General features: G+C 72.1%; 13 protein-coding genes and 1 tRNA gene. 9 read left to right on the top strand and 5 right to left on the bottom strand.

Annotated features, from left to right (window positions below):
- Positions 1–242: 242 nt before the first annotated feature.
- The 4 genes from topA to ACYVID_RS10270 all read left to right on the top strand — a co-directional run bounded on the left by topA (position 243) and on the right by ACYVID_RS10270 (position 6,650).
- Complete coding sequence (gene topA / locus ACYVID_RS10285) at positions 243–2,999, top strand: type I DNA topoisomerase (RefSeq protein WP_460736675.1); 2,757 nt, start codon at positions 243–245, stop codon at positions 2,997–2,999.
- Positions 3,000–3,181: 182 nt separating this feature from the next.
- Positions 3,182–3,838: a dTMP kinase gene (gene tmk / locus ACYVID_RS10280; protein WP_460736673.1), complete on the top strand. Its 657-nt coding sequence runs from the start codon at positions 3,182–3,184 to the stop codon at positions 3,836–3,838.
- Between the two features lie 76 nt (positions 3,839–3,914).
- Positions 3,915–5,075 (top strand): DNA polymerase III subunit delta', encoded by a 1,161-nt coding sequence (locus ACYVID_RS10275; RefSeq protein WP_460736671.1) that lies wholly within the window; start codon positions 3,915–3,917, stop codon positions 5,073–5,075.
- A gap of 3 nt (positions 5,076–5,078) precedes the next feature.
- Complete coding sequence (locus tag ACYVID_RS10270) at positions 5,079–6,650, top strand: alpha/beta hydrolase (protein WP_460736669.1); 1,572 nt, start codon at positions 5,079–5,081, stop codon at positions 6,648–6,650.
- 318 nt (positions 6,651–6,968) lie between these two features.
- Here the strand turns inward: ACYVID_RS10270 and ACYVID_RS10265 are convergent, their stop codons facing one another.
- The 3 genes from ACYVID_RS10265 to ACYVID_RS10255 all read right to left on the bottom strand — a co-directional run bounded on the left by ACYVID_RS10265 (position 6,969) and on the right by ACYVID_RS10255 (position 10,005).
- Positions 6,969–7,370 carry a limonene-1,2-epoxide hydrolase family protein gene (locus ACYVID_RS10265; protein ID WP_460736667.1) on the bottom strand — a complete coding sequence of 134 codons (402 nt, stop codon included), beginning with the start codon at positions 7,368–7,370 and terminating at the stop codon, positions 6,969–6,971.
- A gap of 163 nt (positions 7,371–7,533) precedes the next feature.
- A complete protein-coding gene (locus ACYVID_RS10260; protein WP_460736665.1) occupies positions 7,534–8,883 on the bottom strand; it encodes a flavin monoamine oxidase family protein in 1,350 nt (449 codons plus the stop codon).
- Positions 8,884–9,045: 162 nt separating this feature from the next.
- Complete coding sequence (locus ACYVID_RS10255; protein ID WP_460736663.1) at positions 9,046–10,005, bottom strand: LysR family transcriptional regulator; 960 nt, start codon at positions 10,003–10,005, stop codon at positions 9,046–9,048.
- 101 nt (positions 10,006–10,106) lie between these two features.
- Between ACYVID_RS10255 and ACYVID_RS10250 the strand changes: the two genes are divergently transcribed.
- A complete protein-coding gene (locus tag ACYVID_RS10250; protein ID WP_460736661.1) occupies positions 10,107–10,295 on the top strand; it encodes a hypothetical protein in 189 nt (62 codons plus the stop codon).
- Positions 10,296–10,367: 72 nt separating this feature from the next.
- The gene (gene gdhA / locus ACYVID_RS10245) at positions 10,368–11,714 is read left to right on the top strand and encodes an NADP-specific glutamate dehydrogenase (protein WP_460736659.1); all 1,347 of its coding nucleotides are present in this window, start codon (positions 10,368–10,370) and stop codon (positions 11,712–11,714) included.
- A gap of 157 nt (positions 11,715–11,871) precedes the next feature.
- Here the strand turns inward: gdhA and ACYVID_RS10240 are convergent, their stop codons facing one another.
- Complete coding sequence (locus tag ACYVID_RS10240; protein WP_460736658.1) at positions 11,872–12,387, bottom strand: TspO/MBR family protein; 516 nt, start codon at positions 12,385–12,387, stop codon at positions 11,872–11,874.
- 51 nt (positions 12,388–12,438) lie between these two features.
- Positions 12,439–13,197 (bottom strand): hypothetical protein, encoded by a 759-nt coding sequence (locus ACYVID_RS10235; RefSeq protein ID WP_460736656.1) that lies wholly within the window; start codon positions 13,195–13,197, stop codon positions 12,439–12,441.
- A gap of 211 nt (positions 13,198–13,408) precedes the next feature.
- Here ACYVID_RS10235 and ACYVID_RS10230 point away from each other — a divergent pair.
- The 3 genes from ACYVID_RS10230 to ACYVID_RS10220 all read left to right on the top strand — a co-directional run bounded on the left by ACYVID_RS10230 (position 13,409) and on the right by ACYVID_RS10220 (position 15,324).
- Positions 13,409–13,481: transfer RNA gene (locus ACYVID_RS10230), tRNA-Thr, on the top strand.
- A gap of 77 nt (positions 13,482–13,558) precedes the next feature.
- The gene (locus ACYVID_RS10225; protein WP_460736654.1) at positions 13,559–14,278 is read left to right on the top strand and encodes a hypothetical protein; all 720 of its coding nucleotides are present in this window, start codon (positions 13,559–13,561) and stop codon (positions 14,276–14,278) included.
- Between the two features lie 272 nt (positions 14,279–14,550).
- Entirely contained in the window at positions 14,551–15,324 is a 774-nt protein-coding gene (locus tag ACYVID_RS10220; protein WP_460736652.1) for a hypothetical protein, read from the top strand.
- The last annotated feature ends 94 nt before the right edge of the window (positions 15,325–15,418 follow it).

Raw genomic sequence — 15,418 nt, 5'->3', positions numbered from 1 at the left:
TACCGTCGAGGGTAGAAGTCGGCACCGACGTGCGAGGACGTCTCTCCACAGGCCCCGCTCCGACCTCGTGGCAGGTCCGGCGAGCCGCCCGCCCCCGACGTACGACGCGAGCCCCGTCGCCCCCACGCGCTACCGTGATCGGCGCCGACCCCCTGCGCGGGCCGGCCCCGGACCCGGGTGCACCCCCGTCCGGACGTCTCCAGCCCCGCGCAGCGCCCCCGATCGAAGGAACACCCAGCCCCGTGGCACACAAGCTCGTCATCGTCGAGTCCCCGGCGAAGGCCCGCACCATCGGCGGGTACCTCGGCCAGGGGTACGTCGTCGAGTCCTCGATCGGTCACATCCGCGACCTGCCCAACTCCGCCGCCGACACCCCGGCCAAGATCAAGGACAAGCCGTGGGGCCGGCTCGCGGTCGACGTCGACAACGGCTTCGAGCCCTACTACGTGGTGCCGCGCGACAAGAAGAGCCACATCTCCAAGCTCAAGTCGCTGCTCAAGGACGCCGACGAGCTCTTCCTCGCCACCGACGAGGACCGCGAGGGCGAGGCGATCGCCTGGCACCTGCTCGACGAGCTGAAGCCGAAGGGCATCCCGGTCAAGCGGATGGTCTTCCACGAGATCACCAAGGCCGCGATCCTCGAGGCCGCCGAGAACCCGCGCGAGCTCGCGATGGACCTCGTCGAGGCCCAGGAGACCCGCCGCATCCTCGACCGGCTCTACGGCTACGAGGTCAGCCCGGTGCTGTGGAAGAAGGTCATGTCCGGCCTGTCCGCGGGCCGTGTGCAGTCGGTGGCGACCCGGCTCGTGGTCGACCGCGAGCGCGAGCGGATGGCCTTCAAGATGGCCTCCTACTGGGACCTCGAGGGCACCTTCGACTCGATGCGCACCGGGGGGAGTCCGGGGGGTGTCCCCCCGGAGGTGCGGATGTTCCCCGCCAAGCTGCACTCGGTCGACGACAAGCGGGTCGCGCGCGGCTCGGACTTCGGCCAGGACGGCGTGCTCAAGTCGTCGGCTGAGGGCAAGGTCGTCCACCTCGACCGCCCGCGCGCCGAGGCCCTGGTCTCCGCGCTCGAGGACGCGACGTACGACGTGCGCTCGGTCGAGGCCAAGCCCTACCGCCGCTCGCCGTACCCCCCGTTCCGCACCACCACGCTGCAGCAGGAGGCCAGCCGCAAGCTCGGCATGAGCGCCAGCGTGACGATGTCGGTGGCGCAGCGGCTCTACGAGAACGGCTACATCACCTACATGCGCACCGACAGCACCACGCTGTCGGGCACGGCCGTCAACGCCGCGCGGTCGCAGGTGCGCGAGCTGTATGGCGCGGAGTACCTCCCCGACGCCCCGCGCACCTACACCAGCAAGGTCAAGAACGCCCAGGAGGCGCACGAGGCGATCCGCCCCGCCGGCGAGTCGTTCCGCACCCCCGCGCAGACCGGGCTCACCGGCGAGCAGTTCCGCCTCTACGAGCTGATCTGGATGCGCACCGTCGCCTCCCAGATGAAGGACGCCGTCGGCCAGTCGGTCACGATCCGGCTCGGCGGCGCCGCGGCCACCGGCGAGGACGTCGTGTTCTCCGCGACCGGTCGGGTCATCACCTTCCACGGGTTCCTCAAGGCGTACGTCGAGGGCACCGACGAGGGCAAGCAGACCGACGACCAGGAGACCCGGCTCCCGCAGCTCGCCGAGGGCGACAGCGTCGCCGCGGCCTCGATCCAGGCGACCGGCCACGAGACCAAGCCGCCCTCGCGCTACACCGAGGCGACGCTGATCAAGGAGCTCGAGGAGCGCGAGATCGGCCGCCCCTCGACGTACGCCTCGATCATCGGGACGATCCTCAACCGCGGCTACGTCTACAAGAAGGGCACCGCGCTGGTGCCGGCGTGGCTGGCGTTCTCGGTGATCCGGCTGCTGGAGGAGCACTTCCCGCGCCAGATCGACTACGCGTTCACCGCACGGATGGAGGACGTCCTCGACGAGATCGCCGGCGGCCGCAAGGACCGTGCGACCGAGCTCGCGGAGTTCTACTTCGGCACTGGCGAGGTCGAGGGACTGAAGAAGCTCGTCGACGAGCTCGGCGACATCGACGCCCGCGAGCTGGCGACCTTCCCCGTGGGTGGGCCCGACTCGGGCATCAACCTGCGCGTCGGTCGCTACGGCCCCTACCTCGAGGTCGTCGGGGGTGCCGACGGTGACGGGGACGGCGCGGGTGCCGGCGTACGCGCCAACGTGCCCGACGACCTGCCGCCCGACGAGCTGACGCTGGAGAAGGCCAAGGAGCTGCTGGCCAACCCCGCCGGCGAGGAGATCGACCTCGGCGCGCACCCGGAGACCGGCCTGCGCGTGGTCGCCAAGAACGGCCGCTACGGCCCGTACGTCACCGAGCTGTTGCCCGAGGACGCCCCGAAGAGTGCGAAGCCGCGCACCGGCTCGCTGTTCAAGTCGATGTCGCTGGACACCGTCTCCCTCGAGGACGCCGTCAAGCTGCTCTCGCTGCCGCGCGTGGTCGGCGCGGACCCGGAGTCGGGCGAGGAGATCACCGCCCAGAACGGCCGCTACGGGCCGTACCTCAAGAAGGGCACCGACTCCCGCTCCCTGACCTCCGAGGACCAGCTGCTCACCATCACCCTCGACGAGGCGCTGCGGATCTACGCCCAGCCCAAGCAGCGCGGCCGCGCCGCCGCTGCCCCGCCGCTGAAGGAGCTCGGCAACGACCCCGTCTCCGGGCAGCCGGTCGTGGTGAAGTCGGGCCGCTTCGGGGAGTACGTCACCGACGGCGAGTACAACGCCACCCTGCGCAAGGACGACACCGTCGAGGACCTCACCCTCGAGCGCGCCGCCGAGCTGCTCGCCGAGCGCCGCGCCCGCGGCCCGGCGAAGAAGGCGGCCAAGAAGGGCGCCAAGAAGGCTCCGGCCAAGAAGGCGGCCGCGAAGAAGACCACTGCCAAGAAGACGGCTGCGAAGAAGACCGCGAAGAAGGCTGCGGCGAAGAAGTCGTGATGGGTCGGGGTCGACCGGCCTCGCGCAGTTTCATCGGCCGGCCGCTGAACCTGACGCCGGGCCGCTGATGTTTCAGCGTCCCGCCGTGCGTTTCATCGGCCGGCCGCTGAAACTGACGGCCGGCCGATAAAACTGCCAGGCCCCGCACGCTCCCTGTCCCCGCCGCCCCGTAGGTTCGCCCCATGACCCAGCACCCGGCCGCGCAGACGACCTGGCCCGGCCGCTGGACCGACCGCGGGCTCTTCGTCTGCTTCGAGGGCGGCGAGGGGTCCGGCAAGTCCACCCAGTCGCGCCTCCTGCGCGAGCACCTCGAGCAGCAGGGCCACGAGGTGCTGCTGACCTTCGAGCCCGGCGACACCCCGGTCGGCGCCGAGCTGCGCCGCATCGTCCTCAGCCCCGAGACCGGGGCGCTGTCGGACCGCACCGAGGTCCTGCTCTACGCCGCCGACAAGGCCGAGCACGTCGACACCGTCGTCCTGCCCGCGCTGGAGCGGGGCGCGGTCGTCGTCACCGACCGGTACGTCGACAGCACGCTCGCCTACCAGGGCGCGGGTCGCACGCTGCCGGTCGCCGACGTCGCGCACGTCGCGCGCTGGGCGACCGGCGACCTCCGCCCGCACCTGACCGTGGTCCTCGACCTCGAGCCGTCGGCCGGGCTGGGCCGGTTCGAGGGGCGCGACCGCATCGAGGGCGAGTCGCTGGAGTTCCACCAGCGGGTGCGGCAGGCGTTCCTCGACATGGCCGCCGCGGACCCCGAGCACTACCTCGTCCTCGACGCCCGGGCGGCGGTCGACGAGATCGCCGCCGCGATCCGCGAGCGGGTGGAGGCGCTGCTGTGACCGCCCACCCCGCTGGTCGAGGTGCGAGGAGCGCCAGCGACGAGCCACGAGACCCCGCAACCACGGCGGTGGCCCGATGAGCGTCTGGGACGACCTGGTCGGCCAGCGGCCGGTCATCGAGACCCTGCGCGCCGCCGCCGCGGGCAAGGGGATGACCCACGCCTTCCTCATCACCGGCCCGCCGGGGTCGGGGCGCTCCAACGCCGCGATCGCCTTCGCCGCCGCGCTTCAGTGCGAGCGCGGGCCCGGCCCCGAGGCCGGCTGCGGGGCCTGCAACGCCTGCACCACCGCGCTGGCCGGCTCCAACCCCGACGTGACCCGGGTGCAGACCGAGTCGGTGCAGTTCCGCGCCAAGGACGCCCGCGAGATGGTGCGCAAGGCCGCGATGAGCCCGGTCTCGCACCGCTGGCAGGTGATCGTGGTCGAGGACGCCGACCGCTTCAACGACACCTCCGGCAACGCCGTGCTCAAGGCCGTGGAGGAGCCGGCGCCGCGCACCATCTGGCTGCTGTGCGCGCCGACCGTCGAGGACGTCCTGCCCACGATCCGCAGCCGCTGCCGCCTGGTCTCGCTGTCCACGCCCACGGCGCCCGACGTCGCGGAGTTCCTCGTGCGGCGGCACGGCGTGGGGGAGGCGCTGGCGTCGTACGCCGCCCGGGCGAGCCAGGGGCACATCGGCCGGGCCAAGGCGCTGGCCCTCGACGAGGCCACCCGCAACCGCCGCCGCGAGGTCGTGTCGCTGCCGGCGCGACTGACCACGCTCGGCGCCTGCATGCAGGCCGCCACCAACCTCGCCGACGTGGCGAAGGAGGAGGCCGAGGCGATCACCACCGAGCTCGACGCGCGGGAGAAGGCCGACCTCGACCGGGCCTTCGGCTACGAGGACAAGGGGCGGCGCCCGCGGGAGTACGCCTCGGCGCTGCGCGAGCTGACCGAGGACCAGAAGCGGCGCGCGCGGCGCCGGGTCCTCGACGTGGTCGACCGCAGCCTGATGGACCTGGTCTCGGTCTACCGCGACGCGATCGCGCTCGGCACCGGCGCGCCCGGCGAGCTGGTCAACGAGGAGATCCGCCCCGACGTGCAGGAGGTCGTGCGCACCTCCACGCCCGAGCTCAACCTGCGCCGGATCGCGTGGGTCTTCGAGGCGCGCGAGCAGATGCTGGAGTTCAACGTCCCGGTCGCCTTGGCGCTGGAGTCCATGATGGTGGCGCTGAAGGTGCCCGAGGGGAGCAGGTAGCCGATGTCGCAGACGATGGTGCGCGTGATCGCCGGGGTGACGGCGCTCGCGCTGGTGCTCACCGGCCTCGGGGTGGCCCTGGCCCTGGTCTTCACCGGCGACGACGGCGCGAGCGTCGGCCGCGACGGCCCGGCCCCCACGACGACCCCGGCCCCGGGGGCGACCGACGCCCCCGACCCCGCGCTCGAGGAGTACTACTCCCAGCAGCTCGACTGGGCCCCCTGTGAACAGGACGACGACCTCGAGTGCGCGGTCCTGACCGTGCCCGTCGACTACGCCGAGCCCGAGGGCGACACCCTCCGCGTGGCCCTGCTCAAGGTGCCGGCGACCCGGCCCGACCAGCGCATCGGCTCGCTCGTGGTCAACCCGGGTGGCCCGGGCGCGCCCGGCACCACGTACGCCGCCTCGGCCGGCCAGGTCTTCCGGCCCGCCCTGTTCCAGGCCTACGACATCGTCGGCTTCGACCCGCGCGGCACCGGCTCCTCGGCCCCCGTGGACTGCCTCTCCGACGCGGAGATGGACGAGTTCCTGGCCGCCGACCCGGCCCCGGACACCGAGGCCGAGGTCGACGCGGTGGTGGAGGGGCTCGAGGACTTCTTCGAGGCGTGCGAGCAGAACTCCCCCGACATCGTCGGCCACGTCACCACGGTCGAGACCGCCCGCGACATGGACGTCCTGCGCGCGGCGCTGGGCGAGTCCGAGCTCGACTACTTCGGCGCCTCCTACGGCACCAAGCTCGGCGCGACCTACGCCGAGCTCTTCCCCGACCGGGTCGGGCGGCTGGTCCTCGACGGCGCCGTCGACGTCTCGCTCTCCTCGCGCGACCTGACCCTCGGCCAGGCGGCCGGCTTCCAGCGGGCCCTCGAGGCGTACGTCGGAGCCTGCGTCGACGCCGGTGACTGCTTCCTGGGCGACTCGGTCGACGCCGGGCTGCAGCGGATCGCGGACTTCCTCGACGAGGTCGACGCGCAGCCGCTGCCCGCGGGCGAGCGCGACCTCACCGTCGGCAACGCCTTCTACGGGATCATCACCCCGCTCTACGTCAGCGACTTCTGGTTCCTGCTCGACGAGGCGCTCGAGACGGCCTTCCGCGGCGACGGCACCTCCCTCATGCGGCTCGCGGACCTCTACGCCTCGCGCAACCCCGACGGCACGTACGCCGACAACTCCACCGAGGCCATCTACGCCATCAACTGCCTCGACGACCCCGGCTCCACCGACCCGGCCGAGATCCCTGCTCAGATCCCCGAGGTCGAGGAGGTCTCCCCGACGCTCGGCGAGGTCTTCGCGTGGTCGCTGGTCGGGTGCCTCGGGTTCGACCTGGAGCCGGCTGAGGAGGCTCCGCGGATCCGCGCCGAGGGAGCCGCGCCGATCCTGGTCGTCGGCACCACCCGCGACCCGGCCACCCCCTACGAGTGGGCCGAGGCGCTCGCCGACCAGCTCGCCTCCGGGGTGCTGCTGACCCGCGACGGCGACGGCCACACGGCGTACAACTCCGGCAACGAGTGCATCGACTCCACCATCGAGTCCTACCTGCTCGAGGGCACCGTCCCCGAGGACGGCAAGCGCTGCTGAGACCTTCGCTGGTCGAGGTGCGGGTCGTGGTGCGGGTCGAGGCCTGGTGACGCGCAGGACCGCGTCCTGGGGCCTCGACTCCGGCCACGACTCCGGCCACGAGTTCGGGCCGCCCGTCGTACGCCGTGGGCTGTTCCTGCGGCCGGTGCCCAGGGGTCGAGGTGTGGGTCGAGGTGCGGGTCGAGGCCTGGTGACGCGCAGGACCGCGTCCTGGGGCCACGACTCGGGCCTCGACTCCGGCCACGAGGCACACCTCGACCCCGGCTCCCGGCGCGCGGGCTCCCGGCGCGCGGGCCCCAGGTGCCGGTGCCGAGTCGGTTACCGCGGCAGGACCGCCCGGACCAGCCCCCGCAGCGTGCCGGCCGCGAAGCCACCCATCGAGAACGCGTCGTCCCAGACGACGATCTTCCCGTCGCGCAGCGTGAAGGTGCCGCGCACCCAGAACTCCGAGCGCAGGCGCCCGAGGGTGATCCAGTCGGTGCGGTCGGTGAGCACCGAGTCCCCGTCGGCGGCGACCGCGACGGCGTGCATCTCGTAGCCGAACCCGACCCCGCGCTTCTCCATCCCCAGCAGGGCGCCGGTCGCGCGGCGACCGCGCAGCGTCGGCAGCCCGGTGTTGCGCCACTCGACCTCGGGGTCCAGCAGGTCGACCGCGGTGCGGGCGTCGCCGGCGGCGAGGGCGTCGAGGAACGTGGTGACGACGGAGACCTGGTCGATCATGCGCACAGGGTAGGGGTGTGTCCGGGCGGGGGGTTCGTCGGCTCCCCGACCAACCCGGAAGCTCCACGGCAGAACTTTGTCGTCGGACGTCCGGGTCTGTCGGGTCGCCGACAAGCCCGGACGCCGGATCCGTCGGCTCCCCGACGAACCTGGCCGGACCCGCTCACAGCACCCCCAGCACCTCCCGCGCCGTCGCCTCCCCGGAGAGCACGGCCCCCTCCATGTAGCCGTTCCACACCGGCGAGCACTCGGTCCCTGCCCAGTGGATCCGCCCGACGGGCTCGCGCAGCGCCGGGCCCAAGCCGGTCCACACACCGGGGGCGAAGTGCGCGCCGTAGCAGCCACGGGTGAACTCTTCGGTGGTCCAGTCGCGCTCGACGTACTCCACGGGCGAGGCGGCCCGGGGCCCGAAGTAGCGCACCAGGCACTCCACGACGGCCGCCTGCCGCTCGGCAGCCGGGCGGGCGGACCAGTGGCGGGCGGCCGCGCCCTCGAGGAAGCCGGTGAGGATGCCGCGCTCGTAGCCGGGAGGGGAGTTGTCGAAGACGACCTTGAACGGGCCGGTGTCGGAGCCGACCTGGCCGTTGAGCCCCTCCTCGCGCCAGAACGGCCGGTCGTAGACCACGTGCGCCTTGATGACGGAGCCCTGCGGCAGCTTCTGGGTCAGCTGGTCGCGCCGCGCCGGCAGCGCGGGGGAGTAGCGGAGGCGGCCGGCCAGGGTCGGCGGGATCGTCACGACGACCCGGGCGCCGTCGAACCGCGAGCCGTCGCGGGTCAGCACCGAGACGCCCGAGCCGTCCTGGGTGATGGCGGCCACCGGCTGCCCGAGCCGCACGTCGAGACCCTCGGCCATCCGTTCGGAGACCAGCACCGAGCCGCCGTCCACCCGGTCCTGCTGGGCGCCGCGGTCCACGGCCATCAACGTGTCCAGGTCGGTGCCGGAGCGGGTGTAGAAGAGCGCGTGCAGCAGCGAGAGGTCGGCGGGCTCGCAGGCGAACACCGCCTCCGTGAAGAGCTCGAAGTAGGCCCGCCCCTGCCTGGTGCGCAGGGTGCGCCGGATCCAGGTCGCCAGCGTCTGCTCGTCGAGCCGGTGGGCTCCGGGCGTGGTCCACGGCGCGTCGAGGTCGGTACGCCGGGCCAGCCGCCCGAAGCGGGCGACCCCCTGCGCAAGGTCGGCGAGCGCGACGGGATTGATCCGCGGCACCGCGCCCTTGCGCCCGGCCAGCCGCCCCGTCCGGCGACCGAGGCCGAAGACGATGTCGCCGTCGTTGTACGTCGGGACCGTGCTGAGCCCGAGCTCGGCGACCAGCTCGTACATGCGGTCCTGGGTCGGTCCGATCCACTGTCCCCCGAGCTCGATCCACTGCCCGTCCGACAGCGTCCCGCCCTCGGTGCGGCCGCCGACCCGGTCGCGGGCCTCGACGACCACGACGGAGCGGCCGTCCGCAGCGATGGCCCGGGCCGTGGCCAGGCCCGACAGGCCGGCCCCGACCACCACGACGTCCCAGGTCATGTGTCTCCTCCTTGGGTCCGGCCTCGGGTGAGCGGTGACCAGTCAACCGTTCGGGCCGCTGGTCCGGTTGAGGACTCACCGCCGGTCGGGCTGGTCGGGCCGAGCGGTGACTGTTGAACTGTCCGGGGTTCGCGAAAGGTTGAGCAGCAACCGCTGCCCGGGTCAGTCGCCCGCCCCGCCGCCCGGCGTCGCCGGACGTCGGGACGCGGTCGCCTCCGCGATCGCCTGCATCCGGGTGGTGGCGAGCTCGATCATGAGCCGGGCGGCGGGGGAGAGGACCGCGCCCTTGCGGTGGACGACGGCGAAGGTGTCGAACTGCCGTGGCCGCAGCGAGACCCAGCCGGCGTCGGGGGCGAGTCGGGGCAGCAGCTGCTGGGCGGCCCCGAGCGGGATGATCGAGTCGGCGTACCCCCGCCCCACCAGCTCGACCGCCGTCTCGATGTCCTCGACCTCGACCCGACTGGCGGGGTTGCGACCGGCCTCGTGCAGCATGCGGCGCAGGGTGAGGCGGGTGGGGTCGGTGGCGCGGAAGCTGGTCTCGGGCATGACCAGCGTTGCCAGCGAGAGCCGGTGCGCGGTCACGGGCGTCTCGAGCCGCGCGGGGTCGACGGAGATGTAGACGAGCTCCTCGCGGGCGACGGGGGTGACCTGCATGCCCTCGCTCTCGACCGTGGAGACGGCGAGCATTGCGGCCTCGAGCCTGCCGCGGCGCAGCTCCTCCATCACCTCGGCGGAGTTCTGCCCGACCAGCTCGACCCGGACGCCGGGGTAGCGGTCGAGCACGTCGGCGATGAGGTCCGCGCCGGCGTACAGGCGGGCGATGCCGAACATGCCGAAGCGGATGGTGCCGGTCTCGAACGACTTCACGCTCTGCACGGCCTCGCGGGCCTGGTCGAGGGAGGCGATGACCTGCTCGGCGTAGGGGCGCAGGGTGTCGCCCACGGTCGTCGGCACCACTCCGCGGCCGACCCGGCGGAAGAGCTGCACGCCGAGGGACTTCTCCAGTGCACGGATCTGCTCGGAGACCGAGGGCTGCGCGTAGCCGAGGTGCTCGGCGGCCCGTGTCAGCGACCCGTGCTCGTAGGCGGCCAGGAAGCATGTGAGCTGGTGCACAGAAAGCATAGGAATTTCCTTGGGAACAGGCTGGAAAACCAGGCTACCCCTGTTCCTACTGGCCGGTCACACTGGAGGGGTCCCCGATCAGATCCACGAGGAGGTCCCCCATGTTCATGTTCACCCACGACTGCTCTGCCTGCGACCGTCGTCAGCTCATCTTCCCGAGCATGATCGAGGGCGTGACCCGCACCGAGGACGGCACCCAGGTCTCCTTCACCTGCTGGTGCGGTGCCCCGCAGACCTCGCTCCGCGGCTCTGCCTCGCGCGCCGGCGACCGCACGCTCGTCGCCGCCTGATCCTCGGATCCACCCGTCCCACCACGAAGCCCCGGGCACTGCCCGGGGCTTCGTGCTGCCTAGGGTGAGGTCATGTCGCACCTCGACCCGCTGCTCGCGGAGCACTACGAGACCGTCCTGCAGCGCAACCCCGGCGAGCAGGAGTTCCACCAGGCGGTGCTCGAGGTGCTGGGCACGCTCGGTCCGGTCGTGCGCAAGCACCGGGAGTACGTCGACGCCGCGATCATCGAGCGGATCTGCGAGCCGGAGCGGCAGCTGATCTTCCGGGTGCCGTGGACGGACGACCAGGGTCAGGTGCAGATCAACCGGGCGTTCCGGGTGGAGTTCAACTCCGCGCTCGGGCCGTACAAGGGCGGCCTGCGCTTCCACCCGTCGGTCTACCTCGGGATCGTGAAGTTCCTGGGCTTCGAGCAGATCTTCAAGAACGCCCTGACCGGCATGCCGATCGGCGGCGGCAAGGGCGGCTCGGACTTCGACCCCAAGGGTCGCAGCGACGCCGAGGTCATGCGCTTCTGCCAGTCGCTGATGACCGAGCTCTACCGCCACCTCGGCGAGTACACCGACGTCCCCGCCGGCGACATCGGTGTCGGTGGTCGCGAGATCGGCTACCTCTTCGGGCAGTACAAGCGCATCACCAACCGCTACGAGTCCGGCGTCCTCACCGGCAAGGGCCTGGCCTACGGCGGGTCGCAGGTGCGCACCGAGGCGACCGGGTACGGCACTGTCTACTTCACCGAGGAGATGCTGAGGACCCGCGGCGAGTCCCTTTCCGGGCGTCGCGTCGTGGTGTCCGGCTCGGGCAACGTGGCGATCTACGCCGCGCAGAAGGCGATCCAGCTCGGCGCCCAGGTCGTCGCCTGCTCCGACTCCTCGGGGTACGTCGTCGACGAGGCCGGCCTCGACATCGACCTGCTCCGGCAGGTGAAGGAGGTCGACCGGGCGCGGATCTCGGCGTACGCCGACGAGCGCGGCACCGCCGAGTTCGTGGCGGGCGGCTCGGTGTGGGACGTGCCGTGCGAGGTGGCGCTGCCGTGCGCCACGCAGAACGAGCTCGACGGCGCCGAGGCGCGCACCCTCGTCGAGAACGGCGTGGTCGCGGTCGCCGAGGGTGCCAACATGCCGTGCACGCCCGAGGCCGTCGACGTGTTCCAGGAGGGCGGCGTGCTCTTCGCCCCCGGCAAGGCCGCCAACGCCGGTGGTGTGGCCACGAGCGCGCTGGAGATGCAGCAGAACGCCTCGCGCGACTCCTGGACCTTCGCCCACACCGAGGAGCGGCTGCGCGACATCATGGCCGGCGTGCACGACCGCTGCGCTACGGCGGCCGAGGAGTACGGCAGCCCGGGCGACTACGTCGCGGGCGCCAACATCTCCGGCTTCGCCAAGGTCGCCGACGCCATGCTCGCCCTCGGCGTCGTCTGACCCCTGGCATCACCGCTGTGCCTCCCGGTGGTCGAGCAGTGAGGAGCGTCAGCGACGAGCGGGCGTCGAGACCACGCGCCGCGACGCCCACCGCCGGTTGAGGAGGCGCGCCAGCGCCGTCTCGAAACCCGGTGACCGGACCGCCCCCAGCGCGAGCTCAGCGGTTCAGCCACCAGATCGACGCGTTCAGCACACTGGCGAACCCCACCCACACCAGGTACGGCACCAGCAGCCACGCCCCGAGCCTGCTGCGCCGGCGTACGACGACGATCGTCGCGACCACCGCAACCAGCAGGAACCCGATCTCGACGAGTGCCCAGCCGTACTCGCCGGCGCCGAAGAAGATCGGCGTCCACGCGGCGTTGAGCACCAGCTGCACCACCCACCACGCGATCGCGGCGTCGACCCCGGCCGCCCGCCACGACAGCCACCCGGCCACCGCGATGCCGACGTAGAGGACCGTCCACACCGGACCGAAGAGCCACGACGGCGGCGCGAACGGCGGCTGCTCGAGCGAGGCGTACTCCGAGCCGGCCGACCCGGCCGCCGCGCCACCGAGGCCGGCCGCGATCCCGACGGCGACCGCGAAGACCAGCAGCGCCAGCCAGGGCCGCGCGCCCTCGCTGCGGTGCTCGTCGGCTCGTGCGTAGGCGTGGCTGGGCGCAGTGGTCATGCTCCCACGGTGCCCGCGGTCACCGCTCCTCTCACCACCCGCAGGGACGGCTCAGGGGTTGCCAGCCCCCATGCCGACCATCTGGCGCAGCCGGCGCTCGGCCTCGGCTGTGCCGATCTGCGCGCGGGTCGAGGGATCCGCTGCCCAGTCCTGCAGCACGAGGAGCAGCCAGGGTGAGTGCGGCTCGACCGCCCGCGAATCGATGTCGACCCGTCCTGGGGCGATCGGGACGCGCCCCGGGAGCACGTGCGGCAGGCGCCGGCCGCGCCAGCTGGTTCCGGCGGTGTAGCCCGCTGCAGCGATGACCATTCCGCGCGGTCCGAGGTCGAGGGTCACCCGCTCGACGTCGTCCCAGGCGATGCTGCTCTCGGTGTGCCACGACCGCACCGTGAGCCGTTCACGGTCGGCGACGACCTCCGCTCCGCGAAGCAGGGCGAGCAGCGTGTCGACGAGCGGCAGTCCGAAGAGCAGCACGAACGGCAGGCCGAGCAGCAGCGACACCCCGGTGTGCCCACCCGCCACCCCGAACGAGGTGCCCAGCACGGCGACGAGGGTGGTCCAGCCGAGCGCCCAGGCAGCGGCGTACGCCGGCACCCGGTCGTAGGCGATGACCGTCGCGCTGTCCCGCGTGCTAACGCGGTCGGCCCACCGCACCGAGCCGGACCCCTGGCGCGCCAGGAAGGGGACGTTGCCGAGGAGTCCGATGCCCACGATGGCGATGCAGAGCCCGGCCCGCGGGCCCCAGGGTCCGAGGAGGCCGGTTGCGAGCACCCCGATCCCGAGGAGGACGCTGAGGGTCAACAGCGCCACCCGGATGAGGCGGCGCCGGGACTGCGGCTGCTGATCACGTGGGGTGAGATCTCGGCTGGGTGTGACCACGTCCCGGTTGTAGCCGTTGGAGCCGCGGTCAAACCACGGCGCCCGCCTCAGGTGGCGCTGGAGGCTGAACCCGCCCGTTTTCGCGGCACACCGGGGCCATCCCTATACTTCTTCGGGTTGTCCGTCACTAGGCGGCCAGCACGCCGCCTTAGCTCAGTCGGTAGAGCGATTCACTCGTAATGAATAGGTCGTCGGTTCGATTCCGACAGGCGGCTCCCGGAAAGGCCCCTGACCTGCGGAGACGCGGCAGGGGCCTTCGCGTGTCCATAGGTCGGCCGGGCGGATCGATCGAATGCCCTCGACCGATGCCGAGCCTCCAGGAACTGATCCGTCGAAGACCGGGCAGAAGGCCGGTGCGGAATCGACGAAGCCATCCCCCGCAGATGGCCGCCGTACCCTGCGGACGAACTCACACGACTTCGAGGACACCATGGGCATGCTCCGCAGGAAGACGCCGAAGAACACCTCTTCGCTGCACACCGTCTTGCGCACCGGGTCGATCGCCGAGCTAGAGCAGCACTACTCACCGTCGTTCGTGAACTACGACGGCTACCCCGGCGCCACCCTCCTCACCACCGCACTCGGCAACTCCGACCCCTCGAGCCGGGTGGCGCTCGCTCACCGGCTCCTCGACGACGGCGCCGATGTCACCCGCCACGCGCCCCTGCACGTGCTGCTGGGTCAGAACGCCCACGACCCCGAGCCCGAGGCCGAGCTGCTGGCTCGACTTCTCGACGCCGGCGCCGACGTCAACCACGCCGTACCCGACGTCGGTACGCCGCTCGAGACGATCGCGAAGAAGTTCAAGTTCAGCGACGCCGACAACCAACCCTTCTACGACGTCCTCCTGGCCCGACCCGACATCGACTTCCTCGCCCCGGGTCTGGACGGGCGACCCGTCCTCGTCAACCTGCGCAAGTGGTACGCCCTGCGCGGCCATCTCGTGGAACAAGTCGAAGCCGTGCTGAACAGGCGCGGGATCACGGCGCCACCCGAACCAGTGGACGACTGAGCACTCGACCGGTCAGCTCCACCGGAGGGGACTGCTGCAAGAACCGGTGCCCCGGTCGTCTGTAGCGCGCCCGAAGTGCTCAGGGCATCGATCAGTCCTCCCATCGGACCCTGCTCCTGAGGGGGACTCGGGATGGCCTCTCGAGTGGACGACGGGCCGGCGCGGGGGTGTGTGCGGAGATCGTGAGTGGCACTGGGTGGCGGCCAGGACCTCCATTCCACGTCGTCGGGCGATGAGAAGGTGCGGCAGTGACGACGACAGAGGCTTCCCCGGTGGGACTTCGCCTGGCGACCTGGTTCGGTGTGTCCGTGCTGGTGTCCCTCGGGTTGCCGGCGACCTGGATCGGGCTCGTGGGCCTCGGCTCGGGCGTGGGGCGGGGGCTGTTCTGCGGCGGGCTGGTCCTGCTCGTCGGCGCCGCGGGTGGCGCGGCCAAGGAGGAGGCCGAGCGGCGCGCACGACGCGACCCGCCTGATCCGCGGCTGGACCTGGTCGCCGATGAGCCCGCACTCCTCTTCCCACGAGCGGCGGGACCGACGCTGGTGTCCTCGTGGGTGCTGGCCGCCTACGCCGCGGTCGCGGCGCTCGGAGCGGTGTTCGTGGCTCTGTCGGAGCGCTGGGGCTGGGTCGCGGTGCTCGTCGCTCTCGCGGCGTGGCTGGCGTGGACCAGCGGAGTCCAGCACGGTTCCGGGCTCGCCGGTGGCCTCTGGCTCACTCCGACGAGGCTGCGGCACGAGGACCGTGGATTCGCCGTCGACGTGCCGTGGGAGTCGGTCACGGGTGTCGTGCCTGAGCAGCCCATGCCTGTCCTGCTCAGGCCGGATCGGCAGGTCGAGGTCACCCGTACCGGTCCTCCGGGGCGCACGTGGCGTCCGTTGGGTCGTGACGGCACCACCCTCGTCGTGGACGCGCGTCACCTGCCGGGCGGCCCCGAGGTCGTGTCCTACGTGATCGCCAAGGCCGTCACAGACCGGGCGTCGCGCCACGTCTTGGGCACCAAGGCGAGCCTTCCCCCGCTCGGAGCTTCGCCCTCGGGGGCCGATGGGTAGGGGCTCGCCGACAGGGGCGGCGCCAATTGCGAGGAGGTCTGTGGCCTGCAGAGATCGCCGATCTCGACTCCGGCGTGACCGGCTGGCAGCCGTG

The sequence above is a fragment of the Nocardioides ginkgobilobae genome (genome assembly GCF_054781275.1).
The sequence above is the reverse complement of the archived record's forward strand: the minus strand, read 5'-3'. Positions and strand labels throughout refer to the sequence as shown.